General features: G+C 56.8%; 27 protein-coding genes. 18 read left to right on the top strand and 9 right to left on the bottom strand.

Translation table 11 applies throughout. From position 1 onward, the window contains the following. Positions 1-33: 33 nt before the first annotated feature. The 5 genes from ACB035_RS06230 to ACB035_RS06210 form a co-directional block, all read right to left on the bottom strand. Entirely contained in the window at positions 34-555 is a 522-nt protein-coding gene (locus tag ACB035_RS06230) for a curlin (protein ID WP_371166916.1), read from the bottom strand. A gap of 186 nt (positions 556-741) precedes the next feature. Further along, positions 742-1,581, bottom strand: a complete 840-nt coding sequence (locus tag ACB035_RS06225) for a CsgG/HfaB family protein (protein WP_005355003.1) — start codon at positions 1,579-1,581, stop codon at positions 742-744. Between the two features lie 7 nt (positions 1,582-1,588). Then, positions 1,589-1,990 (bottom strand): curli assembly protein CsgF, encoded by a 402-nt coding sequence (locus ACB035_RS06220; RefSeq protein WP_019445195.1) that lies wholly within the window; start codon positions 1,988-1,990, stop codon positions 1,589-1,591. An 11-nt stretch (positions 1,991-2,001) separates the two neighbouring features. Next, positions 2,002-2,445, bottom strand: a complete 444-nt coding sequence (locus ACB035_RS06215) for a curli production assembly/transport protein CsgE (protein WP_371166915.1) — start codon at positions 2,443-2,445, stop codon at positions 2,002-2,004. Further along, positions 2,445-3,092, bottom strand: a complete 648-nt coding sequence (locus tag ACB035_RS06210) for a LuxR C-terminal-related transcriptional regulator (RefSeq protein WP_042080923.1) — start codon at positions 3,090-3,092, stop codon at positions 2,445-2,447. Before ACB035_RS06210 ends, ACB035_RS06215 begins: the two co-directional genes overlap by 1 nt. Positions 3,093-3,518: 426 nt before the next feature. Between ACB035_RS06210 and ACB035_RS06205 the strand changes: the two genes are divergently transcribed. Both ACB035_RS06205 and ACB035_RS06200 read left to right on the top strand, forming a co-directional pair. Next, positions 3,519-4,106, top strand: coding sequence for a single-stranded DNA-binding protein (locus ACB035_RS06205; protein ID WP_005340181.1), 588 nt, complete (start codon positions 3,519-3,521; stop codon positions 4,104-4,106). A 149-nt stretch (positions 4,107-4,255) separates the two neighbouring features. Beyond that, a complete protein-coding gene (locus ACB035_RS06200; protein ID WP_371166927.1) occupies positions 4,256-4,999 on the top strand; it encodes a substrate-binding periplasmic protein in 744 nt (247 codons plus the stop codon). A gap of 72 nt (positions 5,000-5,071) precedes the next feature. On the opposite strand, the gene ACB035_RS06195 is transcribed toward ACB035_RS06200, so the two are convergent. Then, positions 5,072-5,197, bottom strand: coding sequence for a hypothetical protein (locus ACB035_RS06195; protein WP_019445191.1), 126 nt, complete (start codon positions 5,195-5,197; stop codon positions 5,072-5,074). 461 nt (positions 5,198-5,658) lie between these two features. Between ACB035_RS06195 and ACB035_RS06190 the strand changes: the two genes are divergently transcribed. The 8 genes from ACB035_RS06190 (at position 5,659) to ACB035_RS06155 (ending at position 13,347) form a co-directional block, all read left to right on the top strand. Then, the gene (locus ACB035_RS06190) at positions 5,659-6,561 is read left to right on the top strand and encodes a cation diffusion facilitator family transporter (protein WP_371166914.1); all 903 of its coding nucleotides are present in this window, start codon (positions 5,659-5,661) and stop codon (positions 6,559-6,561) included. A 145-nt stretch (positions 6,562-6,706) separates the two neighbouring features. After that, positions 6,707-6,991 (top strand): DUF3811 domain-containing protein, encoded by a 285-nt coding sequence (gene yjbD, locus ACB035_RS06185; protein ID WP_005340165.1) that lies wholly within the window; start codon positions 6,707-6,709, stop codon positions 6,989-6,991. Positions 6,992-7,584: 593 nt separating this feature from the next. After that, positions 7,585-7,797, top strand: a complete 213-nt coding sequence (gene cspA / locus ACB035_RS06180) for an RNA chaperone/antiterminator CspA (RefSeq protein WP_005316548.1) — start codon at positions 7,585-7,587, stop codon at positions 7,795-7,797. A gap of 305 nt (positions 7,798-8,102) precedes the next feature. Next, a complete protein-coding gene (locus ACB035_RS06175; protein WP_005340164.1) occupies positions 8,103-9,461 on the top strand; it encodes an NCS2 family permease in 1,359 nt (452 codons plus the stop codon). A 238-nt stretch (positions 9,462-9,699) separates the two neighbouring features. Continuing rightward, positions 9,700-10,770, top strand: coding sequence for a dihydroxyacetone kinase subunit DhaK (dhaK, locus tag ACB035_RS06170; RefSeq protein ID WP_371166913.1), 1,071 nt, complete (start codon positions 9,700-9,702; stop codon positions 10,768-10,770). A 15-nt stretch (positions 10,771-10,785) separates the two neighbouring features. Further along, the gene (gene dhaL, locus ACB035_RS06165) at positions 10,786-11,415 is read left to right on the top strand and encodes a dihydroxyacetone kinase subunit DhaL (RefSeq protein WP_371166912.1); all 630 of its coding nucleotides are present in this window, start codon (positions 10,786-10,788) and stop codon (positions 11,413-11,415) included. Position 11,416: 1 nt separating this feature from the next. Next, entirely contained in the window at positions 11,417-12,133 is a 717-nt protein-coding gene (gene dhaM / locus ACB035_RS06160; RefSeq protein ID WP_371166911.1) for a dihydroxyacetone kinase phosphoryl donor subunit DhaM, read from the top strand. 131 nt (positions 12,134-12,264) lie between these two features. After that, positions 12,265-13,347 carry a glycerol dehydrogenase gene (locus ACB035_RS06155; protein ID WP_042032199.1) on the top strand — a complete coding sequence of 361 codons (1,083 nt, stop codon included), beginning with the start codon at positions 12,265-12,267 and terminating at the stop codon, positions 13,345-13,347. Positions 13,348-13,441: 94 nt separating this feature from the next. Here the strand turns inward: ACB035_RS06155 and dhaR are convergent, their stop codons facing one another. Further along, entirely contained in the window at positions 13,442-15,343 is a 1,902-nt protein-coding gene (gene dhaR, locus ACB035_RS06150) for a dihydroxyacetone kinase operon transcriptional regulator DhaR (protein ID WP_371166910.1), read from the bottom strand. A gap of 501 nt (positions 15,344-15,844) precedes the next feature. Here dhaR and ACB035_RS06145 point away from each other — a divergent pair. From ACB035_RS06145 to ACB035_RS06130, 4 genes are read left to right on the top strand one after another with little or no spacing between them, the layout of a single operon-like run. Continuing rightward, complete coding sequence (locus ACB035_RS06145) at positions 15,845-16,306, top strand: hypothetical protein (RefSeq protein WP_236373226.1); 462 nt, start codon at positions 15,845-15,847, stop codon at positions 16,304-16,306. Next, complete coding sequence (locus ACB035_RS06140) at positions 16,306-16,725, top strand: TIR domain-containing protein (RefSeq protein WP_371166909.1); 420 nt, start codon at positions 16,306-16,308, stop codon at positions 16,723-16,725. Before ACB035_RS06145 ends, ACB035_RS06140 begins: the two co-directional genes overlap by 1 nt. A gap of 27 nt (positions 16,726-16,752) precedes the next feature. Next, positions 16,753-16,962 (top strand): LPXTG cell wall anchor domain-containing protein, encoded by a 210-nt coding sequence (locus ACB035_RS06135; RefSeq protein ID WP_236373236.1) that lies wholly within the window; start codon positions 16,753-16,755, stop codon positions 16,960-16,962. Next, positions 16,934-18,328 (top strand): hypothetical protein, encoded by a 1,395-nt coding sequence (locus ACB035_RS06130; RefSeq protein ID WP_371166908.1) that lies wholly within the window; start codon positions 16,934-16,936, stop codon positions 18,326-18,328. The genes ACB035_RS06135 and ACB035_RS06130 overlap by 29 nt, the downstream gene beginning before the upstream one ends. A gap of 828 nt (positions 18,329-19,156) precedes the next feature. Here the strand turns inward: ACB035_RS06130 and ydiK are convergent. Beyond that, the gene (gene ydiK, locus ACB035_RS06125; protein WP_371166907.1) at positions 19,157-20,242 is read right to left on the bottom strand and encodes an AI-2E family transporter YdiK; all 1,086 of its coding nucleotides are present in this window, start codon (positions 20,240-20,242) and stop codon (positions 19,157-19,159) included. Then, positions 20,239-21,627: a phosphatase PAP2 family protein gene (locus ACB035_RS06120; RefSeq protein WP_371166906.1), complete on the bottom strand. Its 1,389-nt coding sequence runs from the start codon at positions 21,625-21,627 to the stop codon at positions 20,239-20,241. The genes ydiK and ACB035_RS06120 overlap by 4 nt, the downstream gene beginning before the upstream one ends. Positions 21,628-21,812: 185 nt before the next feature. On the opposite strand from ACB035_RS06120, the gene ACB035_RS06115 reads away from it, so the two are divergent. The 4 genes from ACB035_RS06115 (at position 21,813) to pckA (ending at position 25,585) form a co-directional block, all read left to right on the top strand. Then, entirely contained in the window at positions 21,813-22,193 is a 381-nt protein-coding gene (locus tag ACB035_RS06115) for a hypothetical protein (protein ID WP_005340143.1), read from the top strand. Positions 22,194-22,449: 256 nt separating this feature from the next. After that, entirely contained in the window at positions 22,450-22,848 is a 399-nt protein-coding gene (hslR, locus tag ACB035_RS06110) for a ribosome-associated heat shock protein Hsp15 (RefSeq protein WP_005340141.1), read from the top strand. Between the two features lie 77 nt (positions 22,849-22,925). Continuing rightward, positions 22,926-23,810 carry an Hsp33 family molecular chaperone HslO gene (hslO, locus tag ACB035_RS06105; protein WP_005340140.1) on the top strand — a complete coding sequence of 295 codons (885 nt, stop codon included), beginning with the start codon at positions 22,926-22,928 and terminating at the stop codon, positions 23,808-23,810. 149 nt (positions 23,811-23,959) lie between these two features. Beyond that, positions 23,960-25,585, top strand: coding sequence for a phosphoenolpyruvate carboxykinase (ATP) (gene pckA / locus ACB035_RS06100; protein WP_005340139.1), 1,626 nt, complete (start codon positions 23,960-23,962; stop codon positions 25,583-25,585). Positions 25,586-25,642 lie beyond the last annotated feature (57 nt).

Raw genomic sequence — 25,642 nt, 5'->3', positions numbered from 1 at the left:
ATTTCCCTCTCGTGCTAATGGTTGAGCCTAGGCTCAGTTGGTTTGAACGACATTTACTTGCTGATTGGCTCCCGTCTGAATAACCGTTGCCGCCAATCCGTTACCGTTTTGCTCGATGCTGGCCTGATTGCTATCACCCAGCTGGATCGCCCGGGCCTGATTATCTGCCCCTTGCTGACTGATCCAGGCTTCATTGCCGCTGCCTTGTTGCAGCAGCCAAATCCGGTTATTGATGCCCGCCTGATAGAGCTCGGCGCTATTGCCCTCGCCCAGTTGCGCACCATTGACCCAGTTCTCATCTCCCACCTGGGAGAGCGACAACTCATTGGCCCAACCCTGTTGCAGCAGACGCGCCTGATTCAGCTCCCCTTGCTGGGTGAGATGCAGTTGCTGCTCGCTACCGAGTTGCCACAACAGCGCCTGATTCCCATCGTTCTGCAGACCGGAATCCAGCTCGTTTGCCATCGCCAGCTCGTCGAAGACGGCAGGCTCTGCGGCGAGTTGCGGGGCACCCGATATCAGCAGAAAAAAGAGAGCACTCAACAGGTGTTTCATCGCGCCATCGCCTTGTTGGAAAACGCCCACAGTATCCCTGTCAGACCAGAGGCGGCCTATCAGGCACTCCGCTGATTCGAGGATGAAAAGCGCCGCCCTGTCGCTGAGCAGAAAGTCTTAATTCGTATTCGATGGAGGCCAAAAAAATGCCCTCCACCAGGGAGGGCATTGTGAGAACGGGAAAACTCAAAGTAGCGGGGCATTGTCTTGCAGGTACTCCTGCAGGATCGGATTGTCGATATCCCGCTGGTCAGCCAGTTGCCACAGATTGTCCCGCACGCCATTGGCTATTAGCCGGATCACCCCGGACTCGATAGCCGACATGACACACATCTGTACCGGTTCATTGGTGCTGAAACCGGCCTCGGCCTCCAGCAGGCGCTTGTACTCGACGAAACGGAATACCCCAGCCTGCACCTGTTGCGACAATACGGTCTTGGAGGTGGTGACACTGTTCAGGATCCGGCCTGAACGGATATCGACGGCGCGCAGATTGACCGTCACCTGATCGACCCGATACTCCCCGCTGGCGCCAATGCCAAAATACTTGGCCCCCGCCCCGCCGGTTCGTACATTGCTGTCATAGGCGACTATCCCCCCCTCGATCAGGATGTTGGCGGCAACCAGCGAGGGCAGTTGATTGGCATTGTTGCCGGGCACGTTGGGCTTGTTCTGGGCCGCCCGCACAATCTTGCGCTCGGTCAGCAGGTTCTGCAGCCCTTCCCGCTCCAGCGGCACAAACCATTGGGAATCCCACAAAGCAGTGCTCAGCATGGCCACCCCGCCCTGAGTGACCGCCGTGGAAAAGTTGGACGCCGGTGCTGGCAGGTACTGACCTGTCTGATCGCGAAAATCGTAGACGGCCGCGACAATTTTCCCTTTTGGCTTGGGCAGACTGATCAGCTCCTTGTAAGAGACGGAGCGCGGCATCAGGGTTGCCTTCTCATCGGCAACGGGCGAGCCGATATGGGTCGCACAGCCAGCCAGCGCAAGCAGGGGCACTATCAATAACAGTTGTCGTTTCATCGCGCCCTCAGTCAGCAATCAGACCATTCACTTCGATCATGGTGGTCTGGTTGGTCACCCGGTCGGTGATTGAAACCACCAGGGTGCCATCTTCATCCACCACATTGATGGCAAAATCATCGGTCACCAGACTGCCGCTCTGGCTGCCATCCTTGCCGATATCGGCCAGCAGTTGGCTGATCAGGCGGGATTGCAGGTTGGAGGTCAGGCGATCCAGCGCCGAGGTGCCGCTGCTACCGCTGCCACTGGCGGGATCCTTGTAATCATTCTGCGCATTGGCGGTGCCAAGCAGATGACTGCTGTTGAGAGGGTTACCCCCAAAGCTGGGGTTGACGGGGCGATAGACAAGCTCCGACGCATGGAGCGTTGGCGCTATCAGGGCTGCAACTAGCCATAACCGGGCACGCATGAGAAATATCCTTATAGTTCATCATGTTCCAAATCGAAGGTATCCATGAACAGGGTCGCGATCTTTTGCTGTTCGAGGGTCAGCCTGACCTGTGACCAAGCCAGTTTGGCGCTCTGCTCCTGCTGATTGCGGCCGGGAGAGAGAGCGGTTTTAAAAATCACCTTCCGGTTATGGGTGATCCAGATCAGGCTGCCCCAGCGAGCTGTCGGGCGCTCATGAATCGTCAGATTTTCTCTGGCATCCGGGTCTTCATCGCTGCGCAACCGGGTAAATTCGTTATAAAAGCCCTGACCGAAACGGGTAAAAGTGCGGTCCAGCACCAGACCATCCACATCCAGCCGATCACTCTCCTGCTCCGGCTGTACCGACTCCAGCGGTGCATCGGCCTCGGCCGCTACAACGGTCGTGCAGCCCCAGAGCAGCGCGAGGCAACACGCAAGAGAGAACGCTTTCATCAGTGGGAGTCCGGAGCATCGAGATACTCTTTGGCCCAGCTCACCGCCTGGATCCGGTTCTTCACATTCAGCTTTTTAAAGACGTTATAGAGGTGGGATTTGACGGTGTGCTCGCTGACAAACAGGCTGTCGGCGATCTCGACATTGGAGGCGCCCGTCATCAGATAACGGATGATCTCCTGCTCTCTGGCTGTCAGCAGAGTGTCGTTACGCAGCAGGTAGCTATTGCCCTGGCGATAGTATTCGACCAGCTCGCACAGCAGGTGGCGCGGCATCCAGTACTCGCCCAGCAGGATTTTCTGCAACCCGGCAACCAGCCGGTCGAGCGGATCCTGACGGAAAAACAGACCGCAGATCTGCGGCCACATCAGCAACAGGTCGCGATCCGTCGCAGTGGGAGCATTGAGCAGCACGGTGGTCGCCATGCCAAAGCGTTCGGAGATCGCCCGGTTCCAGCCCAGTGACTGGCCAGAGCGGATATAGTCGAGATCGATGAGAAACAGCGTGCCGTCACACTGGTTATCTAGCTGATTAATCTCGTGGATTAGCTGGACGGGACGGCTCAAATGAGAGATGAGGTATGCAGCAAATGTGCTGGCCTGCACATTATTTTCAGTGACCAGTGCGATCGGGCATGCGGCTTTCATTGTGTGCTCTTCCTTGAACCTGTAAACCACCTAATCTGGCCGACTGAGTCTACCAAGGAGGTATGGGAGCACAATATTAAAAAAGTATGAGAATGGATCTCATAAATATCGTAACCATATGTTTTTAGTCGATTTAAAAACCTATTCCAATTCGCCAATCGGCCAGCATAACAGGAATATATGGCAGAAATGTGATGCCGGACGCGCCCAAAACAGCTGCAACCCGACCATCACTGCAGCAGGAGCCAACAGTTGTCTTTGGCACATCAAGCCGGTTAAGGATGCTGCCAATCCGCTTCGCAACTGTTACTATGACCGTCACATGCGTCTGCGGGACATTGCGCCCCGCACACAGCAACTAATCAGGTATCTAGTCGTGTTGGACCAGGTTTCGACCTGGCCGGTAAATAAGGTGGAAGAGAGATTATGGCCAGTCGAGGCATCAATAAAGTCATTCTGATCGGTAACCTCGGGCAAGACCCGGAAGTACGCTACATGCCGAGTGGCGGTGCTGTGACCAACATTACTCTGGCTACCTCCGAAACCTGGCGCGACAAGCAGACCGGTGAGCAGAAAGAGCGTACCGAATGGCATCGCGTCGTCTTCATGGGCAAGCTGGCCGAAGTGGCTGGCGAGTACCTGAAGAAGGGCTCCCAGGTCTATGTGGAAGGCAAACTGCAAACCCGCAAATGGCAGGATCAGAGCGGCCAGGAGCGCTACACCACTGAAGTGCTGGTCGACAGCTTCACTGGCGTGATGCAGATGCTGGGTGGTCGTCCGCAAGGCGGTCAGGGTATGGGCCAGAACATGGGTGGCCAATCCCAGGGTAACTGGGGTCAGCCACAGCAGAGCATGCCTGCCCAGCAGCCGATGAATCAGCAGCGCCCGGCACCGGCTCCGCAGCAGAACATGCAGCCGCAAGGCGGTTATGGCCGTCCTGCCCAGCAGCCGCAATCTGCGCCGCCGGTATATAACGAGCCGCCGATGGATTTCGACGACGATATCCCGTTCTAAGAACAGAATATTGAAAAGGCCCTGATAACTCAGGGTCTTTTTTTATGCACTCAGGCTGAACCTCTCAGCCCGAAAGGGATATAACGCTTTTTGGTTGCCTCTCTTACAGTGATGGATATTCTCCACAGGAACGCTTTGTGAAAAGTGCAATGAAACTGCTCACCCCTTTATTGCTAATGCTGACCAGCTTGCTCTCCGGCCAGTTGCAGGCAACGCCACTCAAGGTCGGGGTCAGCTTTGCCATCCCTCCATATGTGATCGAAAGTAATCAGCGTGGCATCGAGCTGGATCTGCTGAAAGAGGCGTTCGCTGGCAGCGGCTATGAGCCCAGCTTTGAATTTCTGCCGCTGGAGCGTACCTTCCGCCTGTTCGAGTCAGGAAAGCTGGATGCCATCATCAACGTCAGACCCGGGATGGTTGATCCTCACGTTCTGACCCAGCCCGTTATCACCTTCCATAACCGGATTTTCACCCTGCGCAGCACCCACATCAGCACTCTGGACGACCTGCATTCAAAACGGGTCACCGCCTTTCAACGGGCAAGGATCATTCTGGGGGGGGCATTCGCCACCATGGCCAACCAGAATCCCCACTATGAGGAGGTAGCCAAGCAGCAGGTGCAGGTACATCAGCTGATGCGCGGCAGGGTCGATGCAGTCGTACTGGAGGAGCGGGTGTTCTACTACTACCTCGACCAGCTGATTGCCACCGCCCAGGCAGGCGAGCACTACGAGCGCAATCAGGTCAGGCAAGCAGACCTCTTCCCGCCCACTGTCTATCACTTTGCCTTCCGTACGGCCGATGCTCGCAATCTGTTTGATAAGCGCCTTGAGGCGATGCGTCAGGATGGTCGTTATCACCAGATTTTCGCGGCTTACGGCGCCACGCCGTGAGCCACAAACATAAAAGCCAGCCGGTAAGGGCTGGCTTTGTACTGGCTCCGAAGGAACAGCAGTAGGGGAGCGTTACTTCATTGCGCTGCCGTTTTTCAGTTCTGCTTTCTGACGTTTGGCTTCGCGTTTCTCTTTCAGTGACATCTGCGGTTTTTTCTTGGCATCTTTGCCGTTGTGATGTTCTTTGTTACTCATCATCAAACTCCAAAAATGTTACCCAGACAGTTGGTTCCTCATGGGAGCCAGCATGCCATCCGAATCATCAACTTCAGTACGCTTGGTGGGATGGTGCAAGACCATCACCAGACCCAGCATACCCTCCAGTGGCATCCGGATCCAGCCTCATTCTCGTCCAAAAGATGTCGCGCGCAGCCCCTTGAGCGGGGAGGCCAAACGACCTCGACAGGAAAGACCAAAAAAGAGTAATTCGCATTATTAAATGTTGTCACGCTTATATTAAGTCATCGTTACCTGGATATTTTCACGGATAAACATAAATCCCTCTCATTATTTATTGCCGCGCAAGAGGTCACCATTTTAATAAGCATTCGCAATATCATCGGGAACATCAGGTTACAACACCGAATAGGTTATTTCCGGTCAGCTGGATATAATGCATGCCGCACCGAAATATCCGTTTTTATTCAGGAAGCTGTGACATGAACAGAAAAACCAGAGCCGCCATGGTGTCGGTCTGCTCCAATATCAGTCTGATCATCATGAAAATGGTGGCCGGGTTCGCCAGCGGCTCGGTCAGTATCATCTCGGAGGCGATCCACTCCGCCATGGATCTGGTGGCGGCCCTGATCGCCCTGTTCGCGGTGAAAAAGTCCGATCTCCCGCCCGATGAACGCCACCCATATGGTCATGACAAGATTGAAAATGTCTCCGGCGTCATCGAAGCACTGCTTATCTTGCTGGCCGCGGGCTGGATCATCTTCGAAGCCGTCGACAAGCTGATCACCCCCAGCCCGATTGAAAGCATTGGCTGGGGCGTGCTGGTGATGGTGATCTCGGCGCTGGTCAACAGCGGCGTCTCTGCCTACCTCTACAAGGTGGCCCGAGAGGAGGAGTCGGTCGCGCTGGCTGCCGATGCGCTTCATCTCAAGGCGGATGTGCTCACCTCCGCCGGGGTCGCCGTCGGTCTTGGCGGGATCTGGCTGGCCGGTCTGTTCGGCCATTCACTCGCCATCCTCGACCCGCTGGTCGCCATTGCGGTCGCCATCTTTATTGTCAGAGAGGCCATCAGCATGCTCAACGAGGCCTTCCAGCCGCTGATCGACCAGAGCATGAGCCCGGAAGAGCTGGCGATGACCAGCCGCATCATCACCGAATGCTGCCCTGCCGCCAGCGGTTTCCACGATCTGCGCAGCCGTCGTGCCGGTCGTCGCCGCCATATCGACTTCCATCTCACCCTGCCCCCGGAGATGAGCATCGGTGAAGCCCACGATATCTGTGATCGCATCGAACACGCCATCATGGAACAACTGCCCCACGCCATCGTGCTTATCCACGTCGAGCCGGAGGAACAAGAGCTGTCCTCGCCGCTCGCCATAAATTGAAATGTGGCAAACAGGCGGGAAAGTGGCAGTGAAATAACGGAAAGTTGGCACAAACCTGCATTTTTACGCCGGAAAGCCGATTGCATAAGAAGTGATCGGCACAACTGTGTTAGGGTGTCTAACCACCCTGCCGCAGGAGCGCGCCGTGAAAAAGCTGGAAATGAAAGATCTGACCGAGGCCGAAAAAGCCGAGATAGCCTTGTTATTGCAAAAGGCACAAGCCAATGCAGACCACCAGCTGACCAACGGAGAGCGGAACAAGATCCGCGAAGAGGGTCGCCTGAAAATTGTGGCGGACCGCGCCGAAGCAGCCAAGGCTGCCTCCAAGCTGGCTCGCGAGAAAGCCAAAGAGCGTGCCAAGAACCAGGTACTGCCGGAAACCTTCAGCTGGATTGATTCGGTCAGCAACAAGTTTCGCAGCAAGCGCTGATCCCTTCTTGGCAAAACGCCCGCAGGCACTTGTGCCTGCGGGCGTTTGCATGTCTGGGCGATGCTCGATGAGCCAGATTTGGCGCCGCCATTGATTTGCAGCCCAGAAGCTAACCGCAGCAGCAAAGAAGTGATTTACATTGTGAGTTAGAGAGAACGTCAACTGACAATCCCATCTATCGCCAGCTTTTCATTTTTTCTCATATTTTTTGCCAGAACTGGCTACATAGTCAGGACAAAAAAGCCGAATCTGGTTTGCTACAGGGTGATATGAGTCCTCGTTGATTTTTCTATGCCTTTGAAATGCATCATATTTCTATAAAAAATGATATTTTTGGCTGTTACAAAACATTAATATTGAGATAAAGTTTGCTTTAAAAATGAGAGCGTGTTTTAATCTTTCTCGATGGTTCGGCAGTTCAGACCTGATTATGTTAGGCAGTCATTTTAGTAAAGCAGTGATTAGCATAAGCGTTATCCTCGGATAATTCTTATCAAATAATTCTCCTTCTTTAGTGCTCCCCATACGTATTGCTGACGAAAAATCAAAAATTGCCATTTAGGTGGCATTCAACACTATTTAAGGAAATTATTATGTCTAACAAAATGACTGGTACCGTTAAGTTCTTCAACGCTGAGAAAGGTTTTGGTTTCATCTCCCCGGCTGACGGCAGCAAAGACGTGTTCGTACACTTCTCCGCTATCCAGTCCACCAGCTTCAAAACCCTGGACGAAGGTCAGCGCGTTGAGTTCACCATCGAGCAAGGCCAGAAAGGCCCGGCTGCTGCCAACGTAGTTGGTCTGTAATTCAAGCCGGAGCATGCTGCTGATGGCTCATGCCAACTGCTGACAGCTCTGCAAGAATTTAAAAAAACCCGCTTCGGCGGGTTTTTTGTTTTTCCCCGCTTTTTCCTCACTGATCTCCCCTCCCCCGACAACTTGATCCCTCCCTTACACGCTCTCACCGCTTGAGTCTTAGAATGAGCTCCGAATGGACTCAAAATGTAAAATAGTGACGAAAAAGTCAGGTTATCCGCTGTATTTGCCGCGAATTCTTGCTATTTTGCGCGCCACCAACGCAAACGATTTCCTTCACACTTTCAGGATTAGTTATGGCAAAGCAAGATATGGCCGCCCAAACAGGGACTGGCGGCTTTCTGGACTCTTATTTTTCCATTTCTGCGCGCGGCAGCAGCGTGCGTCAGGAGCTGGTCGCGGGGCTGACCACCTTCCTGGCGATGGTCTACAGCATCATAGTGGTGCCGAACATGCTGGGCGCTGCCGGCTTTGAGCAGGGCCCGGTGTTTGTGGCCACCTGTTTGATCGCCGCCTTCGGCTCCCTGCTGATGGGCCTGTGGGCCAAGCTGCCGATGGCTATCGGTTGCGCCATCTCCCTCACCGCCTTTACCGCATTCAGTTTGGTGCTGGGTCAGGGGCTGAGCATTCCGGTCGCCCTGGGCGCCATCTTCCTGATGGGTGTGCTGTTTACCCTGATCAGCGTCACCGGCGTGCGCCAGTGGATCCTGGATAACCTCCCCTCCGGCATCGCCCACGGTACCGGCATCGGTATCGGTCTGTTCCTGCTGCTGATCGCCACCAACGGCGTTGGCATGGTGATCAAGAACGAAGGGGCCGGTCTGCCGGTGCAACTGGGTGAAGTGACCGCCTTCCCGGTGATCATGACGGTGCTGGGTCTGGCCGCCATCTTCGGTCTGGAGCGTCGCAAGGTGCCGGGCGGCATCCTGATGGTGATCATCGCCATCTCCATCCTCGGCCTTATCTTCGACCCCAAAGTGACCTGGCAGGGCTTCTTCGCCATGCCGAGCCTGACTGGCGAGAAGGGCTCGCTGGTAGGCAGCATGGATCTGCTGGGCGCCCTCAATCCGGTAGTCATTCCGACCGTACTGGCGCTGGTGATGACCGCTGTGTTTGACGCTACCGGCACCATCCGTGCCGTGGCCGGTCAGGCTGGCCTCATCAACGAGCGTGGCCACATCATCAGTGGCGGCAAGGCCCTGACTGCCGACTCCGTCAGCAGCATGGTGGCAGGTGCCGTTGGTGGTGCTCCGGCGGCCGTCTACATCGAATCCGCCGCAGGCACCGCGGCCGGAGGCAAGACCGGTCTGACCGCGGCACTGGTCGGTGTACTGTTCCTGCTGATGATCTTCCTCTCCCCGCTCAGCTATCTGGTACCGGCTTACGCCACCGCACCGGCGCTGATGTATGTCGGTCTGCTGATGCTGGGCAACGTCACCAAGCTGGACTTCAGCGACTCGGTCGATGCGCTCTCCGGCATGCTGTGCGCCGTCTTTATCGTGCTGACCTGCAACATCGTGACCGGCATCATGCTGGGCTTCGTGGCGCTGGTCGTTGGCCGCATCTTCGCTGCCGAGTGGAAGAAGCTGAACGTCGGCACCGTCATCATCGCCCTGGCGCTGGTGATCTTCTACGCCGGTGGCTGGGCCATCTAACCCGTCCGCATATTCCGGTTATAGCGAAGGGCCCTGCGGGGCCCTTTTTCATGGCTGTGAGTCAGCTAACAGTTTCCCGCCCGCTTGCCCTGCGCCGTTTCAGATTGAAACGCCGAGCCCCCTTCTGCTGTTTCAAATCCGAACCAAACAGGCCGTCATTTTTATCCCTCTTTCTGTCGTTAGACTGGCTCCATCAACCATTTGCCCACCCGAGCGGTGGCAAGCCAAGGAGTGAGCCATGAAGAAACTGATCAATGCCGTCGATGCCGTGGTCCGTGAACAACTGATGGGGATGGCAGCCGCCCACCCCGAGCTCAAGGTACGTATCGAACCCCACTACATCACCCGCGTCGACTCCCCCGTGATGGGCAAGGTGGCGCTGGTCTCCGGCGGTGGCAGCGGCCACGAGCCGATGCACGGCGGTCTGGTGGGCAAAGGGATGCTGGATGGCGCCTGCCCCGGCGAGATTTTTACCTCCCCGACCCCGGATCAGATGTACGAGTGCGGTCAGGCCGTTGATGGCGGCGCGGGCGTGCTGTTTCTGGTGAAGAACTACACAGGCGACGTACTCAACTTCGAGACCGCGGTCGAGCTGCTGCACGGCGATGGTGTAAAAGTGGGCTTCGCCCTGATCGATGACGACGTGGCGGTCAAAGACAGCCTCTATACCGCCGGTCGCCGTGGCGTTGCCACCACAGTGCTGTGCGAGAAGCTGGTCGGTGCCGCCGCCGAGGCGGGCTACGATCTGGCGCGCTGCGAGGCGCTGGCCCGTCGCATCAACAACCAGAGCCGCACCATAGGCGTGGCCATGCATGCCTGCACCGTGCCGGCCGCTGGCAAGCCCTCCTTCACTCTGGCGGACAACGAGCTGGAGTTCGGCGTCGGTATCCACGGCGAACCAGGCATCGAGCGCCGCCCCTTCACCGACCTCAATACCCTGGTGGACGACATGTTCAGCGAGCTTGCTGACAACACCCCCTACGGCCGCACCCTGCGCCACTGGGATCGCACCAGCGGCAGCTGGCAGGAAGAGCACACCTTTATCGAGCCGCTCAACAAGGGCGATCGGGTCATCGCGCTGGTCAACAGCCTGGGCGGCACCCCGATTTCAGAGCTGTATGGTGTCTATGGTCGCCTTGCTACCCTGTGCGAAGAGGCGGGCATCCATCTGGTGCGCAACCTGATCGGCCCCTATTGCACCTCCCTCGATATGACCGGCATCTCCATCACCCTGCTCAAGGTGGATGACGAGCTGATGACCCTATGGGATGCCCCCGTTCACACCCCCGCCCTGCGTCGCGGCTGCTAAGGAGTGCCGATAGCCATGCTAAGCAAACACCAAATCGTCAACTGGCTGCTCGACTGCGAACACATCTTTACCGAGCAGCGTGACTACCTCACCGCGCTGGATACCGACATCGGCGACGGCGACCACGGCCTCAACATGCAGCGCGGCTTCGCCAAGGTGGCCGAGAAGCTGCCCGCGGTGGCAGACAAGGATATCGGGCAGGTACTGAAAACCACCGGCATGACATTGCTCTCCTCGGTCGGCGGCGCCAGCGGCCCGCTCTACGGCACCTTCTTTATCCGGGCCGCGGCCAGCAGCGACGCCTGCCAGAGCCTGAGCCTCAGCCAGCTGTGCAAAATGCTGAGTGACGGGGTCGAGGGGATCGTCTCCCGCGGCCGTGCCGAGCCGGGCGACAAGACCATGTGCGATGCCTGGTGGCCGGCACTGGCCGCCCTGCAACAGGCGCAGCAGCAAGATCTGCCGCTCAACGATGCGCTGGACAAGGCGGTGGCAGCCGCCGCAGCCGGTACCGAGGCCACCATCCAGATGCAGGCCCGCAAGGGGCGCGCCAGCTATCTTGGCGAGCGCAGCATCGGCCATCAGGATGCCGGGGCCACCTCGACCCTGCTGCTGCTGACCGCCCTGCGTGACAGAGCGAGGTTGTGACATGATCGGAATCGTAGTTGTCTCTCACAGCGCCCTGCTGGCAGCCGGCTTGAAAGCGCTGGCCGACCAGCTCGGCAGCCCGGCCCGATTGCTGCTGGCGGCCGGGGTCGATGACCCCGACCACCCCATCGGCACCGACGCCATCGCGGTGATGAGTGCGATTGAAGAAGCGGATGACGGCAGCGGCGTGCTGGTACTGATGGACTTGGGCAGCGCTCTGCTGAGCGCCGAAACCGCCCTCGAACTGCTGCCCCCCGAGTTAAGCGCGAGGGTGCGGCTCTGCCCCGCCCCGCTGGTCGAAGGTACTCTGGCCGCTGTGGTGGCGGCCGGTTCCGGCCTGACGCTGGATGAGGTCGCGGCCGAGGCACTCGGCGCGCTGGGCCCGAAACAGGCGATGCTGCCAGCCCGCGCGGCGCAGGCCGCCACCGAGAAAGCCCCCGTTGCCGACGACGGCTGGCTGCGCTGTGAGGTGGTGGTGGATAACCCCCACGGCCTGCATGTGCGCCCCGCCGCCCGACTGGTAGCCGCCCTCAAGCCCTTTGCCGCCGAACTCAAGCTGCAAAAGGGGGATAAAGAGGCCAGCCCCCGCAGCCTGACCCGGCTCGCCATGCTCAACGTGCGCCAGGGCGACCAGCTCACCCTGCTGGCGCGCGGCGAGGATGCCAACGCCGCCCTGGCCTGCTTCCAGCAGCTGGCCGACGAGCGTTTTGGCGACTGACGCCGCACGCCACTGTTTCAAGGGCTGCACTCGCTCGCTGAGCCTGTGCAGCTTCATTCAAGACGAAGGAGTCCCCGGCACTGCCGCCCCTTCGCCCCGATTCTTAATTAGTAAAGAGAGAGGGATAGAATATGGACCGCATTATCATCAGCCCCAGCAAATACGTGCAAGGCAACGGGGCCCTCGCCAATATCGGCAACTACGTCAAAGCGCTCGGTAGCAAGCCGCTGATCCTGGCTGACGCCTTCGTCACCAAGCTGGTAGGCGATACCGTGGCCACCAGCTTCCACGGCGCCGGTATCAAGCCGGAGTTCGACTGCTTCAACGGCGAATGCTCCCGCCCCGAGATCGACCGCCTGCTGGCTCGCTGCCAGCAGACCCCGTTTGACGTCATCATCGGCATCGGCGGCGGCAAGACGCTGGATACCGCCAAGTCGGTCGCCTTCTACCAGAAAGTGCCGGTGGTCATAGTGCCGACCATCGCCTCCACCGATGCCCCCACCAGCGCGCTGGCGGTCATCTACACCCCGGAAGGGCAGTTCAGCGAATACCTGATGATCCCGACCAACCCCAATATGGTCATCATGGATACCGGCGTGGTCTCCCGCGCCCCGGTGCGGCTCTTGGTCTCCGGCATGGGGGATGCGCTCTCCACCTACTTCGAGGCGCGCGCCAACAAGGTCTCCGGTTGCCAGACCATGGCCGGTGGCGCCTCCACGCTGGCGGCGCAGGCCATTGCCGAGCTCTGCTACAAGACCCTGCTGGCCGATGGTTACAAGGCCAAGCTGGCGGTGGAGCAGGGGCTCTGCACCAAGGCGGTGGAGAACATCATCGAGGCCAACACCTATCTGAGCGGTATCGGCTTCGAGAGCAGCGGGCTGGCCGCCGCCCACGCCATCCACAACGGCCTGACCCAGCTCGCCGAGTGCCACCACCTCTACCACGGTGAGAAGGTGGCGTTCGGTACCCTGGTGCAGCTGGTGCTGGAGAACGCACCGATGGCGGAGATCGAAACCGTGTTGGGCTTCTGCCGCTCGGTGGGCCTGCCGACCAACCTGCATATGATGGGGGTCAAGGAGCTGGATATGGCGCGCCTGATGGAGGTGGCCAAAGCCTCCACCGCCGAGGGCGAGACCATCCACAATATGCCGTTCAAGGTCACTGCCGAAGATGTGCTGGCGGCCATCGTCACCGCCCACCAGCTGGGGCTGTAACCACGCCACCACTGACCTGCCATATAAAAACGGCCCCGCATCTGCGGGGCCTTTTCGTTTTCTACGGGCCGGTTCGCAACGGCCTTAATAACCGTCAGCCGTGATAGTCAGCGGGATCGATCTCGAGCAGTTTGAGCCGCCGCCAGAGGGTGGTGCGACTGATGCCAAGATGCTGGGCCATCTGGCTCACCTGCCCCTTGCAGGCGTGAGCGCAGCGCAAGATGGCTTGCCGCTCCAGCTCCGCCAGGGTGAGCAGCGGTTGCCCCACTACCTCGTCCGCCACCTGCTGATAGCCGTGCCGAATGGCAGCGGGCAGTGCCTCGGGCGGGATCGGCCCCTGACCGACGTGAAGCAGGGCATGCTCGACGGCGCTGCGCAGCTCCCCCAGATTGCCGGGCCAGGGATAGGCCAGCAGACAGTCGAGGGCCGCCGGGCTGAACTGGCGCACCGGCTCGCGCCCCTGCGCCGCCAGCTGCTGGCTGATAAGGCCCGGCAGGTCCGCCGCGCGCTCCCGCAATCCCGGCAGCCACAGCTCGCACGCCTGCAAGGCATAGAGCAACTGGCGGCCAAACAGCCCCTCCTGCACCAACTGCTCCAGCGGAGCGCTGCTGGTGGCGATGATCCGCACCTTGAGCGGCAGGATGCGGGCCGAATCGAAGCGCTGGATGCGGCCGGTCTTGAGCAGTTGCAGCAACGCCGCCTGCATGGGGGCAGAGAGACACTCCACCTGCTCCAGCACTAACGTGCCGCCGTGGGCCAGCTCGAACTTGCCTGCCCGCTCCTGCCCCGCCTCGTCAGAGCCCATCAACTCCAGCGCCATCCGCTCGCTCGGCAGCGCCTTGCAGTTGAGGGTAATAAGCGGCCCGGCGGCCCGTTCGCTGCCAAAGTGGATCGCCTCCGCCAGCTGGGCCTTGCCCACCTCCTCCTCGCCGCGCAGCAGGATCGGCCCCTGACTCTGGGCCGCCTGCCGGGCATAGCGCAGCAGCTTGCGCATGGCGCTCGATTCGCCCACCAGCGCCGAGAGCTCGGGCACCGTCTGGCGCAGCTGGTGAATGGCCCGCAGCCGATCGACCGGGTGCAGCAGGGCGATAAAGCTGACCCCCTCCGGCCCCGGCAGCGGCTTGAGGCTCACCAGCGCATTGATAAACTCCCCCTCCTGAGCGCCAAGCCGCTCCAGCGTCACCTCCACATGGCTGAGCGGCGTCTGCCCCTTGATGGCCAGCTGCAACCGCTGGGGCAGCAGCAGGTGCTGCTCCAGCGGCTGGCCGAGACAGAGCGCCGGATCGAGCCGCAGCCGGTGTGCCGCCAGCGCGTTGAGGTAGCGCAGTCGGCCCTGCGGATCCCAGGCCAGCACGCCGTCATCCATGCCATCGAGCAGGGCGTAGAGCTCGCTCAGGTGGTGCTGGGACTCCTGCATCAGGGTCTCCATCTGCAGCAGATGGGCCAGCTCGCGCCCGGCGCTGACGGTGAGCGCCAGATCGCCGGCGCTCGCCTCCTCCACCTTGCAGATCAAAGCTATGATGGCGACCTGACGGCCATTGCTGTTGTAGACCGGGCTGGCGCAGCTGTGCCACGGGTGCAGAGTCTGGTTGAAGTGCTGGGGGCCGCTGACGCAGAGCGGCACTCCCTCCAGCGCAGCCAGATTGATGGCATTGGTGCCGATGCGCCCCTCGCTGAAAAAGGCGCCAGGGCCAAATCCCAGCGCCGCCAGCTCGCGCAGGGTGTCGGGGTGGCCGGTCTGGGCCAGCAGGCAGCCGCTCTCGTCGGTGAGCAGCAGGGCGCAGGGGCGCCCCTCCATAAATTCGTAGAGATCTTCGAGGGCCATCTCGCCGGTGGTGAGCAGGTCCCGCTTGCGCTGGCGCAGGCTCTGCAAGGTCTGCCCCTTGGCGCAGTGGGGCGGATGCCAGAGGGTGGCACTGGTCTGGTGGGCGCAGCGCAGCCAGGATGCCTGCAGATAGTCGGGCCAGGCGAGCAGCGGCTGAAGGTCAGATGGCATGGTCACAGCAATATCCGGCAAGATGTGAGCCGACCATTTAACCACGCCAGCGCCCCCGATTCAGTGACCTACCTCAGAGGGTGGCAAGCCCGCCCTCCTCCCGCTCGGGTTTACGTCGGCAAACTGCTGGCCGAGCCAGTGGCAGAAGGCGCGGCACTCCTTCGATTTTTTGATATATAGCCCCCGATCACACTACTGACTTGTTTATGAAAAAGAGGCCAGATGGCGCTTTCCATTGCCGCCCCAAAAGTGTATTTTTGCTCAGTAGCGAAAAGCAGAGCCAAAAGAGGATGTTGCTCGAGTACGTTCAGCACTATAGGAAGGTAGGTAACATTCTGATTTAAAATTATTTTTTCGTATAATCGATCATGACGAACCGGAGTTATATGGAAGGCTCTATTAACGGATTAGTACCACCTTCCATCTAATCACTGTTAGCTTTTTATCGTAACACTATCCAGCATAATAGCGGCATATAAAGAAAAATAGAGATTAGATTGAATGAGTGATGATAGTAATTTTCAAGAATACAAGCGTAATGCTGCTGACGAAATGGATTGGGTTGAAGTTGATCAACTTCATGAAGCAACGTTGAAAATTAGTCAAAATTGTTTCGAGTTTAAAAAACTATGTGTTGCGGTAATCGGTATAGCAGCTGTCGCACTTGGTAAACTAACATCTGATACTCTAGACCCTTCATACTTTATAGTTCCCTTTCTTATTGCGTTTGGCTTTTGGATTGCTGACTTTACTGCATATTATTATCAACGAGTTACCAGAAAGCGCATGAATACACGGCTTCATGCAATCGCATCAAGAAACAGACTTTCAACCGATAAAGTCTCAATAGTAAATGTTAGTTGGTTTGACGCTATGTTTAATTTATCTATGTCGCTTTACTTTGTTATAATGTCTTTGTCTATATTTGGGTTTTTATTGTTTTCTCAAGGTCGCATTGCGTAATGAATATTTTTATTAGCTATACCCTTCGAGATGAGGTGATCACGGTTGATCATCTTAAGTCTATATCGGAGGTTGTCTCTGACTATGGCAAGCCGTTTGTAGACATCATAGATAATGACGCAAAAGACAAACAAAAATTTGTCATTGAGCAACTAGATAATTCGGATCTGGTCGTGCTACTTAACACTGATTCTGTTTCAAAATCTAAGTGGGTTAGGTTAGAAATCGACCGAGCAAATAAAAACAATACGCCTGTAATTAGTATTCCGTTAAACGGAAACCAGTCAATCAGCTTAAATTACATAAACAAGTACTTACGTGCTGAACTAAAAAAAGCTAACAAAGCATTTAAGAGTGATTCGCAACGCTTGCCATTTGCGCTTCGCTCAAAATGTAGGCAAGCGCTGCTCACACCTTAATGCGGCGTTAGGCATTACGGAGAAATTATGATTCAGTGGATTATCGACAACAAAGACTGGGTATTCAGTGGTATTGGAGTTACAGTTGTAACTCTATTCTTGTCTTTGTTTCTAAAACGTAAAAGAAAGGATGTTACTAAAATAGATAATGTTCAAATTGGAGGGAGTAACTCTACTAATTATCAGTCGAAAGGCGATATGTATTTTGGTGAAAGCAATGATAAAAAGAGAAAGTAATAATTTTCAAATTGGCGGTGAAAATGCAACTAATTATCAAGCCGCAGGAGACATCACTGTTAACAATGGTCTCAACCAAGCTGAACTAGAGAAGTACATCGAATCACTAGTAGTATCTAATGAATGTGGTGATGATTTCCTTGTTAACCATTATGTATGCGAAGATTTTGCAAATCTTTATGAAATTTCCTGTAGGGATTATCGTCGATTCCCATTAACCAATGTTCGTTTTTTAAAAAATAAAGTTACGGAAGCATTATTTGACATCGTGCAATGCCACAATCTGCCAGATAGAGATCATATTTTGCGTAGTGAACACTATAACAGTGTTGAGCAATACTGTAGCCGATTTAAAAATGTAACATTTCCTAAGCAAACGTCGAGCCCTTTTAAGTACTATGAGGTCTTACGTGACGTTGAGATTGAAGAATTAGAAGAGTTATCAAAACAAGATGGTTTGCTGCAAATTATGCTAAAGCATAATTTGCAGCAAGAAGCTAATATTGCGAAAGCTGTCGGATATGAACATGGGTGTTGGGGTATTCCATTACTTGAAGAAGTTATTACTAGACGCTTATGGGGTGCTTTTACTGCAATAACTAACGTAAGTGAAAGCACTATAATTATTGACTCAATAGAATGTGATTACTTGTCAAATAATGGCTTTACTTTACTTGGTAGTGAACGAGACAATAAAACCATAAAACTTCCACCTGTACCACTAGCAAAGGATATGACTTTAGTCATTCCTGTTGCCTTAGTGCTACCGCAAGTAGGTCCGGTAGCTCGCCGAAACTTATCGTCATATTGTGGGGAAGATGGTGAGCGAGTTCAGATTTTACAGCACGGTTCAATTTCAATTGACCATGATGATACATTTTTATTCGGGGATTCATTACACATTAATTCAGTTAATTATAAAAAAAATAGCAAGGAACTCAGCCAAGCCGTTCAAAGCTTAGACTTTGATAATTTGCTTAGTTACGATATGCATTGGCAAATTGGATCGTGCCCTCATTTATTTATCAACGATGGCGAACTGAAATACGTTAGAGAGATTATAGCGAGTTGTCAAAATGTGGTTGGTGTTGATCAATTTGTAGTTACAAGAGATATACATGAACTTTTAGTTTGTGAGCTTGAAGATGAAATAACTTACTTTGAAAACATCTATATTAATGAAAGGGAATTCATTTCCAATATTACTTTGAACAAAGGTGAGCAATTATCCATACCAGTATCTAAGGGTGATTGCGTTACTTTTAAAGGTAAGTACGTTCCATTAGGTCTGCCTTCAACCGAATGCTCGCAGTCTTTGATCCGTGCGGAAATAATAAATCAATATGTTTTGAACCAAAATGCCTAACAAAGCATTTAAGAGTCATTCGCAACGCTTGGCAGTTTCGCTTCGCTCAAGTATAGCCAAGCGTCGCTCACACCTCGACGTTATGCCGATTTACCAAAATCTCATTGAGGATAAAAAATGATTAGAACAAATACTGTTTGCCCAAAATGCGGTTCAAAAAAAACACCTATCAAAGAAAAAATCATGGGCCAAGACACCCAAGATCTTATTTGTTATGACTGCAAGCACATTGGGTGGTGGAAGGACTTTCAACCCAAAGAGCAAGAAGAAAATAAAGGCGAGAACGTCTAACAGCATAACTATTGGTTCAGCGCGCTCGCTTCGCTCACTGGGACGGGCTAAAGCCCGCCCCTTAACCAAGCGTTATGTGCTAAGGGCGGGTCATGGAAGTATCAGCTGAAGAAGAGATTAACCAGATCATTGTGGGAAAGTCCCACGTCGTAATACTTGGCGCAGGCGCTAGTTATGCGGCGTTCCCTGGTGGCGACAAGCACGGGAGAAAGCTCCCGTTAATGAATAATCTCATTGAGACGCTTGGTCTCCAGGATTTGATTGCCAGCCCGTAGGTTCGATTAGCCGCAAGGCGTAATCGGACGTTCGCGTAAATCGAGCCCCCCGCTATAACGGCCACCCGATTTTCCCCTCTGGCAGATGCCGCTGACTCACGAATACAACCTGGACTGCGGCATCTCGATCGTCCGATCACACTTCGCCCATCGAAGCGGCATGGGATGGCAATAAACAAAAGAGCCGCCCTTTTGGGCGGCTCCTGGCATCAGCGATGGTGACTGATTCGTCTTGTTACCGAATCGTCTTTTTACTGAATCGTCACTCGGCCTTGGGCGCTTCAACCGCAGAGGCCACCGGTTGGTCATCTTCCTTGATCCATGCATCCAGCAGGGTGTAACCCACCGCCAGCACCACGGGGCCGATAAAGAGACCGATGATCCCCATGGTCAGCAAGCCACCGATTACCCCCACCAGAATGAGGATGAGCGGCAGGTCGGCGCCCCGCTTGATCAGGAAGGGGCGCAGGAAGTTGTCCATGGTGCCCGCAATCAGTGACCACACCAGCAGGAAGGTGCCCCAGGTGGTATCACCGCTCCAGTAGAGGTAACCGATACAGGCCAGCAACACCGGGAAGGGGCCGATCTGGGCGACGATCAGCAGGAACATCACCACCACCAGCACCATGGCATAAGGGATACCGGCAATCAGCAGTCCGACACCAGCTACCGAGGATTGCACCAGCGCGGTCACCACCACCCCCATCGCCACGGCACGGATCGCCTGTGAAGCGAGCACAGTGGCGTTGTCACCACGCTGACCCGCCAGCCGGTGGGCAAAGCGGCGAATGCCGGTCGCCACCATTTCACCCGAGTGATAGAGCACCCCGCAGATACCGACGGTCAGCAGGAAGTGGACGAACAGCAAGCCAAGATTACCGGCCTGAGAGGCCAACCAGCGGGCGGTCTGACCAAAGTAGGGGGCCAGCTTGGCAAACAGCACCTGACCACCGCTCGCCAGAATTTGCTGCCAGAAGTCATAGAGCTTGTCGCCCACCAGCGGGATCTGTTGCAGCCAGAGCAGCTCCGGCGGCGGTGACTGGCTGATATGGGTACCCAGCTCGATCAGCATGGGCGCCTTCTCCGCCACATTGGCCAGCGTCATAAAGAGCGGGATAACGAACATCAGCAGCAGCACCAGCGTCATAAAGAGGGCCGCCAGGGTACGCTTGCCCCACAACAGGCGCTGCACCATCAACATCAGCGGCCAGGTAGCGATGGTGATCATGGTGGCCCACACCAGCGCAGGCAGGAAGGGCTGCAACACCAGGAAACAGGAGATAATCAGGATGCTGAGAAACAGCACCCCCAGGGTTATCTTGGCCAAATCCACTTTTTTCACATTCATAGAGTTCCCTTGTCAGAGCCGTTGCCCTTGGGTCGTGTGTCGCATTTCAAGAAAGAGAGTATCCACCAGAGGCCAGCGCTCAACCAGAGCCCCAGCCCGAAAAAGAGCACAAACTGACCAAGCAGGATAGCCAGCGAACTGCTGGTCAGCAGCGGCAGCGACCAGAGCCCCGCCCCGATCACCGCGCCCCCCGCCAGGGTGACCACGCCGGTCACAATGGGGGGATAACCGCCGCGGATCAGGGAGCGCAAACCGCCAACCCAGAGCCCGAGCGCAGCCATGCCGATCCCGGCCAGATGGGCCGATTGGGTCAGCACCCCGAGCGCCAGCGCAGATGCAATCAGCAGCAGCCAAGCCGCCGTATGCCTGTCGGCACGCCAGCAGGGACGCGCGGCCAGCAGCAAGGCGCCGAGCAGCAGGCCAACCGCCACATCGGAGATAAAGTGCACCCCAAGCCAGACCCGCGCCAGACCTGTGGTCAGCGCCAGCAGCAAGGCCAGCGAATAAGCCAGCCCGCGCCGGGCAGGCCAGAGCCCGCCAAGCAGTGCCCCCCAGAACAGCAGGGCCGAAGCGGTATGGCCGCTCGGCATGCCAAAGCCTTGCGCGCTCTGGGCCGCCAGCAGCGGTTGCAGATGGAAGGGGCGCGGCCAGCCGATCCCCTCCTTGCTTGCCTGCACCAGCAGCCCAAGCCAGAGCATGGCGAACAGCAACTGGCGCAGCCGCGGCCACCCCAGCAGCGGGAGCAGCAAAGGTATCAGGGCAAGCTGAAAGCCGCCTGAACCAAACAGATTGCTGACCGACAGCCACCAGACATCGGGCCCCAGCCACTGCTGCAGCCGCACCATCAGCGGAATCTCGGCCTGATGCAGCGCATTGCCCTGCGCCACGAAATCGGCCTGCCAGTGCACCTCGCTCTCCGGCACCTTATCCAGTCGGGATTGCAGCCAGTCGAGCTGATCCGGGAAACGGCGCTGCTCGCGGGGGAGCTGGTCGATGGCGATCAGCCGGGCGTTAAGGATCTCGCCGCCCAGATTGGGAGCTTTCAGCAGAGAGACAAAATCGGAATCTTGCTGGGCGACGATAGGCTCCAGAGTGCGGCAGGCGAAGATAAGCGCCCGCTGCCAGCGGCCCAACTCCTGCACCACCTCCCCCCGCAAGCCGGTCTCTTCATAGAGTTCGCGCAGCGCCGCCTGCTGCGGGCTCTCGCCGCCATCGATATAGCCACCGCTCAGGCTGTAGCGGGAGGAGATGCGATCCTGCACCAGCAGCAGTTGATCCTGATGACGGATGGCGCAGGCCGCTGCCGTCGGTGCCGCCGGTTCGGCACTCAGGGCTGGCAGAGCGGCAAACAGCGCCAGCAAGAGTAAAAAGAGGGTTCTCGACATCAATTTGCTTTCCCTATGCACAATGGCGACAAGCCTCCCAGAAATCAGATAGTTGGGCAACGGTAGCGGCCGGATCGCCGCCGTTCCCGCCGCGCTGGCGGTGCACGGAAGATTGCGATGAAGCAGGGCACTCCCTACTATTGGCGGCTATCTTCAATTTCATGCAGCAAATGCTGGAGCCCTCCATGAGACAGTTCGGCTTTTTCCTCGGCATCGCCATCGGTGTCATTTTGATCCTGTTCGGCAGCATCGTCATCTTCCAGGCGCTCCCTGCCGCACTGGATGTACTGGAGATGCCAAGCCGCATCCCGTTCGTGCGCGAGGTCTACACCTGGCTGATGACCAGCGCCAACGGCCTGACCGCCCAGCTGGAGCAGAACTTCCTGGAAGCCTTCCAGACCGTGCTCAAGCTGATCCTGCTCATCACCTTCATGTGGGTCTGCGTCAAGCTGGTCAACATGGGGGTGCTGATTATCCGTGCCGGGGTTGACCTCATCCGTACCGCCATCGCCCACAGCGAAGGCCCCCACGACCAGAAGAAGCCGGATCAGCACGATCACTTCTGACTCTGACATGGCCGATGGATGTGAACACTGCCGCCCCTGTTGGGGGCGGCAGTGTTATATGCGCGGTATGAAGGCCCTTCCCAGTCCCCATGAACACCCGATAAAGCAGCGGCTTTCCCTTGTGAATCAGCAAACTGCCCATATGTTGCATCACCTTGACATGGTTTGCGCCCCGCGCGGCGGCTGCCCGGTTTCTATCCCGACCCCGTGCTCTGGTATAATCGACCACCTCTTTTCCCCGTTATGGAGCCTGTTCATGCCCAATCATGCAGAAAGTGCCCTCGAGGTTCGTCTCGACAAGTGGTTGTGGGCGGCCCGTTTCTACAAGACCCGCTCCATTGCGCGGGATCAGATCGACGGGGGCAAGGTGCACTACAATGGTCAGCGCAGCAAACCGGGCAAACAGGTGGAAGTGGGTGCATTGATCCGCTTCTGGCAGGGGCAGGACGAACGCGAAGTGCGGGTGCTGGCCTTGAGCGAGCAGCGCAAATCGGCACCGCTCGCCCAGCAGCTCTATGAAGAGACCGCCGAGAGCCTGAAAAAACGGGCCGAGAACAGCGAGGCGCGCCGCTTCAACAGCCAGTTTGCCCCCAGCCCCGAGCGCCGCCCCGACAAGCAGGAGCGACGCCAGTTGCTCAAGGTCAAACAGTACTGACCGACCCCGATTTGATACCGGGCTGGCATCAACCCCAGCCCGCCCGATTTACCTCACCGAAAAGCCAGGAATACATGATGAGCAACCAAGATCTGCTGTATCGCTATCTGTTTGAAGAGTACGAAGTGCGTGGCGAGCTGGTCCAGCTGGATCACACCTACCGCCACGTAGTGGAAGCCCAGAACTACCCGGTGCAGGTGCAAAAACTGCTGGGCGAGCTGCTGGTCGCCACCAGCCTGCTGACCGCCACCCTCAAGTTTGAAGGCTCCATCACGGTGCAGCTGCAGGGTGATGGCCCGGTGCGTCTGGCCGTGATCAACGGTGACAACAACCAGCAGCTGCGCGGCGTGGCCCGCTATGAAGGCGAGCTGCCGAGCGATGGCAAGCTGCAGAGCCTGATTGGCAACGGCCAGCTGATCATCACCATCACCCCGGAGCAGGGTGAGCGCTATCAGGGCATCATCGCGCTGGATGCCGACACCCTGGCGGGCTGCCTGGAGCACTACTTCGCCCGCTCCGAACAGCTGGCCACCAAGCTGTGGATCCGCACCGGCTATCACGAAGGTGCGCCGCGCGCTGCCGGCATCATGCTGCAGGAGCTGCCCGCCCAGAGCGAGGATCACAGCAACGATTTCGATCACCTGACCCAGCTCACCAGCACCATCAAGGATGAAGAGCTGTTCGGCCTGCAGGCAGAAGAGATCCTCTACCGTCTCTACCATCAGGACAAGGTGCGGGTGTTCGATCCGCAGGCGGTCGAGTTCCGCTGCACCTGCTCCCGCGAGCGCTGCGAAGGAGCCCTGTTGCAGATAGAAAAGGAAGAGGTGATGGAGATGGTGCAGGAGCTCGGCAAGATCGACATGCACTGTGATTATTGCGGCGCCCAGTACCAATTTAATGGGATCGATGTCGAAACCCTGTTCAGCAGGGCTCCCGGCAATGATGCAAACCAGTTACACTAATTAAAGGCGGGCAAAACCCGCCTTTAACTTTAATAACAAAAAAATACCCTATTTTATAAAGTTTGATGGCGATCGCTAAACTCTACCACCTAAGTGATAGGATGACCGTCAGATAGAACCCTACCAACCTCTGAACCCAGGAGAATACAATGACAATCGTGGCAGAACCCACCCTGGCCCAACAATTAGGACTGGACCAGTACGGCATCAAAAACAGCCAAGAAATCGTTCGCAACCCCTCTTACGAGCAGCTTTTCGCGGAAGAGACACGCCCTGACCTGGAAGGGTTCGAGCGCGGTGTGGTGACCGAACTGGGCGCCGTCAACGTAAACACCGGTATCTTCACCGGTCGCTCCCCGAAAGATAAATATATCGTCAAAGATGCCACTACCCAGGATACTGTGTGGTGGTCTGACCAGGGTAAAAACGATAACAAAGCCATTACCCCGGAAGTGTGGTCACATCTGAAAGGGCTGGTCACCAAACAGCTCTCCGGCAAGCGCCTGTTTGTGGTCGACGGTTTCTGCGGTGCCAACCCGGATACCCGCCTGGCCGTGCGCATCATCACCGAGGTGGCCTGGCAGGCACACTTCGTGAAAAACATGTTCATCCGCCCGAGCGATGAAGAGCTGAAAACCTTCAAGCCTGACTTCGTGGTGATGAACGGTGCCAAGTGCACCAACCCGAACTGGAAGGAGCAGGGTCTCAACTCCGAGAACTTTGTTGCCTTCAACATGACCGAGAAGATGCAGCTCATCGGTGGCACCTGGTACGGTGGCGAGATGAAGAAGGGCATGTTCTCCATGATGAACTACTTCCTGCCCCTGCGCGGCATTGCCTCCATGCACTGCTCCGCCAACGTGGGTCAGGACGGCGACGTTGCCATCTTCTTCGGCCTCTCCGGCACCGGCAAGACCACCCTCTCCACCGATCCCAAGCGTCAGCTGATCGGCGATGACGAGCACGGCTGGGATGACCACGGCGTGTTCAACTTCGAAGGGGGCTGCTACGCCAAGACCATCAAGCTCTCCGAAGAGGCCGAGCCGGACATCTACCACGCCATCCGTCGCGATGCGCTGCTGGAGAACGTGACCGTTGCTGCCGATGGCACCATCGACTTCGATGATGGCTCCAAGACCGAGAACACCCGCGTCTCCTACCCCATCTATCATATCGACAACATCGTCAAGCCGGTCTCCAAGGCAGGTCACGCCACCAAGGTGATCTTCCTGACTGCCGACGCTTTCGGCGTGCTGCCCCCGGTCTCCAAACTGACCAAGGAGCAGACCAAGTACCACTTCCTGTCTGGCTTCACCGCTAAACTGGCCGGTACCGAGCGCGGCATCACAGAGCCGACTCCGACCTTCTCCTCCTGCTTCGGCGCAGCCTTCCTCTCCCTGCACCCGACCAAGTACGGTCAGGAGCTGGTGAAACGGATGGAAGCGGCAGGTGCAGAGGCCTATCTGGTCAACACCGGCTGGAACGGCACTGGCAAGCGCATCTCCATCAAGGATACCCGCGCCATCATCGACGCCATCCTGGATGGCTCCATCGAGAAGGCCGAGACCAAGGTGCTGCCGATCTTCAATCTGGAGATCCCGACCGCGCTGCACGATGTGAACCCGGCGATCCTCGACCCGCGCGACACTTACGCCGACAAGGCCGAGTGGGATGCCAAGGCCGTCGATCTGGCAGGGCGCTTCATCAAGAACTTCGAGCGCTTCACCGATAACGACGAAGGCAAACGTCTGGTTGCGGCAGGCCCGCAGCTGTAACAGGCTCGCTTCGTATCAGTGACATCATGCCGGTCAGCCACGCTGACCGGCATTTTT

This window comes from Aeromonas sp. S12(2024), assembly GCF_041402305.1.
Classification (GTDB): Bacteria; Pseudomonadota; Gammaproteobacteria; order Enterobacterales; family Aeromonadaceae; genus Aeromonas; species Aeromonas veronii.
Note: the sequence above shows the minus strand (reverse complement) of the source record. Positions and strands in the feature narration are given on the sequence as shown.

Coding starts and splice junctions, on each gene's coding strand:
- dhaR (WP_371166910.1), bottom strand. CDS start 15,343: ATGCCATCTGACCTTCAGCCGCTGCTCGCCTGGCCCGACTATCTGCAG.
- ACB035_RS06190 (WP_371166914.1), top strand. CDS start 5,659: ATGAACAGAAAAACCAGAGCCGCCATGGTGTCGGTCTGCTCCAATATC.
- ydiK (WP_371166907.1), bottom strand. CDS start 20,242: ATGAATGTGAAAAAAGTGGATTTGGCCAAGATAACCCTGGGGGTGCTG.
- ACB035_RS06225 (WP_005355003.1), bottom strand. CDS start 1,581: ATGAAACGACAACTGTTATTGATAGTGCCCCTGCTTGCGCTGGCTGGC.
- ACB035_RS06135 (WP_236373236.1), top strand. CDS start 16,753: ATGATTCAGTGGATTATCGACAACAAAGACTGGGTATTCAGTGGTATT.
- ACB035_RS06220 (WP_019445195.1), bottom strand. CDS start 1,990: ATGCGTGCCCGGTTATGGCTAGTTGCAGCCCTGATAGCGCCAACGCTC.
- ACB035_RS06210 (WP_042080923.1), bottom strand. CDS start 3,092: ATGAAAGCCGCATGCCCGATCGCACTGGTCACTGAAAATAATGTGCAG.
- ACB035_RS06175 (WP_005340164.1), top strand. CDS start 8,103: ATGGCAAAGCAAGATATGGCCGCCCAAACAGGGACTGGCGGCTTTCTG.
- ACB035_RS06200 (WP_371166927.1), top strand. CDS start 4,256: ATGAAACTGCTCACCCCTTTATTGCTAATGCTGACCAGCTTGCTCTCC.
- pckA (WP_005340139.1), top strand. CDS start 23,960: ATGACAATCGTGGCAGAACCCACCCTGGCCCAACAATTAGGACTGGAC.
- ACB035_RS06195 (WP_019445191.1), bottom strand. CDS start 5,197: ATGATGAGTAACAAAGAACATCACAACGGCAAAGATGCCAAGAAAAAA.
- ACB035_RS06145 (WP_236373226.1), top strand. CDS start 15,845: ATGAGTGATGATAGTAATTTTCAAGAATACAAGCGTAATGCTGCTGAC.
- ACB035_RS06120 (WP_371166906.1), bottom strand. CDS start 21,627: ATGTCGAGAACCCTCTTTTTACTCTTGCTGGCGCTGTTTGCCGCTCTG.
- ACB035_RS06205 (WP_005340181.1), top strand. CDS start 3,519: ATGGCCAGTCGAGGCATCAATAAAGTCATTCTGATCGGTAACCTCGGG.
- dhaM (WP_371166911.1), top strand. CDS start 11,417: ATGATCGGAATCGTAGTTGTCTCTCACAGCGCCCTGCTGGCAGCCGGC.
- dhaL (WP_371166912.1), top strand. CDS start 10,786: ATGCTAAGCAAACACCAAATCGTCAACTGGCTGCTCGACTGCGAACAC.
- ACB035_RS06115 (WP_005340143.1), top strand. CDS start 21,813: ATGAGACAGTTCGGCTTTTTCCTCGGCATCGCCATCGGTGTCATTTTG.
- ACB035_RS06230 (WP_371166916.1), bottom strand. CDS start 555: ATGAAACACCTGTTGAGTGCTCTCTTTTTTCTGCTGATATCGGGTGCC.
- ACB035_RS06155 (WP_042032199.1), top strand. CDS start 12,265: ATGGACCGCATTATCATCAGCCCCAGCAAATACGTGCAAGGCAACGGG.
- hslO (WP_005340140.1), top strand. CDS start 22,926: ATGAGCAACCAAGATCTGCTGTATCGCTATCTGTTTGAAGAGTACGAA.
- hslR (WP_005340141.1), top strand. CDS start 22,450: ATGCCCAATCATGCAGAAAGTGCCCTCGAGGTTCGTCTCGACAAGTGG.
- cspA (WP_005316548.1), top strand. CDS start 7,585: ATGTCTAACAAAATGACTGGTACCGTTAAGTTCTTCAACGCTGAGAAA.
- dhaK (WP_371166913.1), top strand. CDS start 9,700: ATGAAGAAACTGATCAATGCCGTCGATGCCGTGGTCCGTGAACAACTG.
- ACB035_RS06140 (WP_371166909.1), top strand. CDS start 16,306: ATGAATATTTTTATTAGCTATACCCTTCGAGATGAGGTGATCACGGTT.
- ACB035_RS06215 (WP_371166915.1), bottom strand. CDS start 2,445: ATGAAAGCGTTCTCTCTTGCGTGTTGCCTCGCGCTGCTCTGGGGCTGC.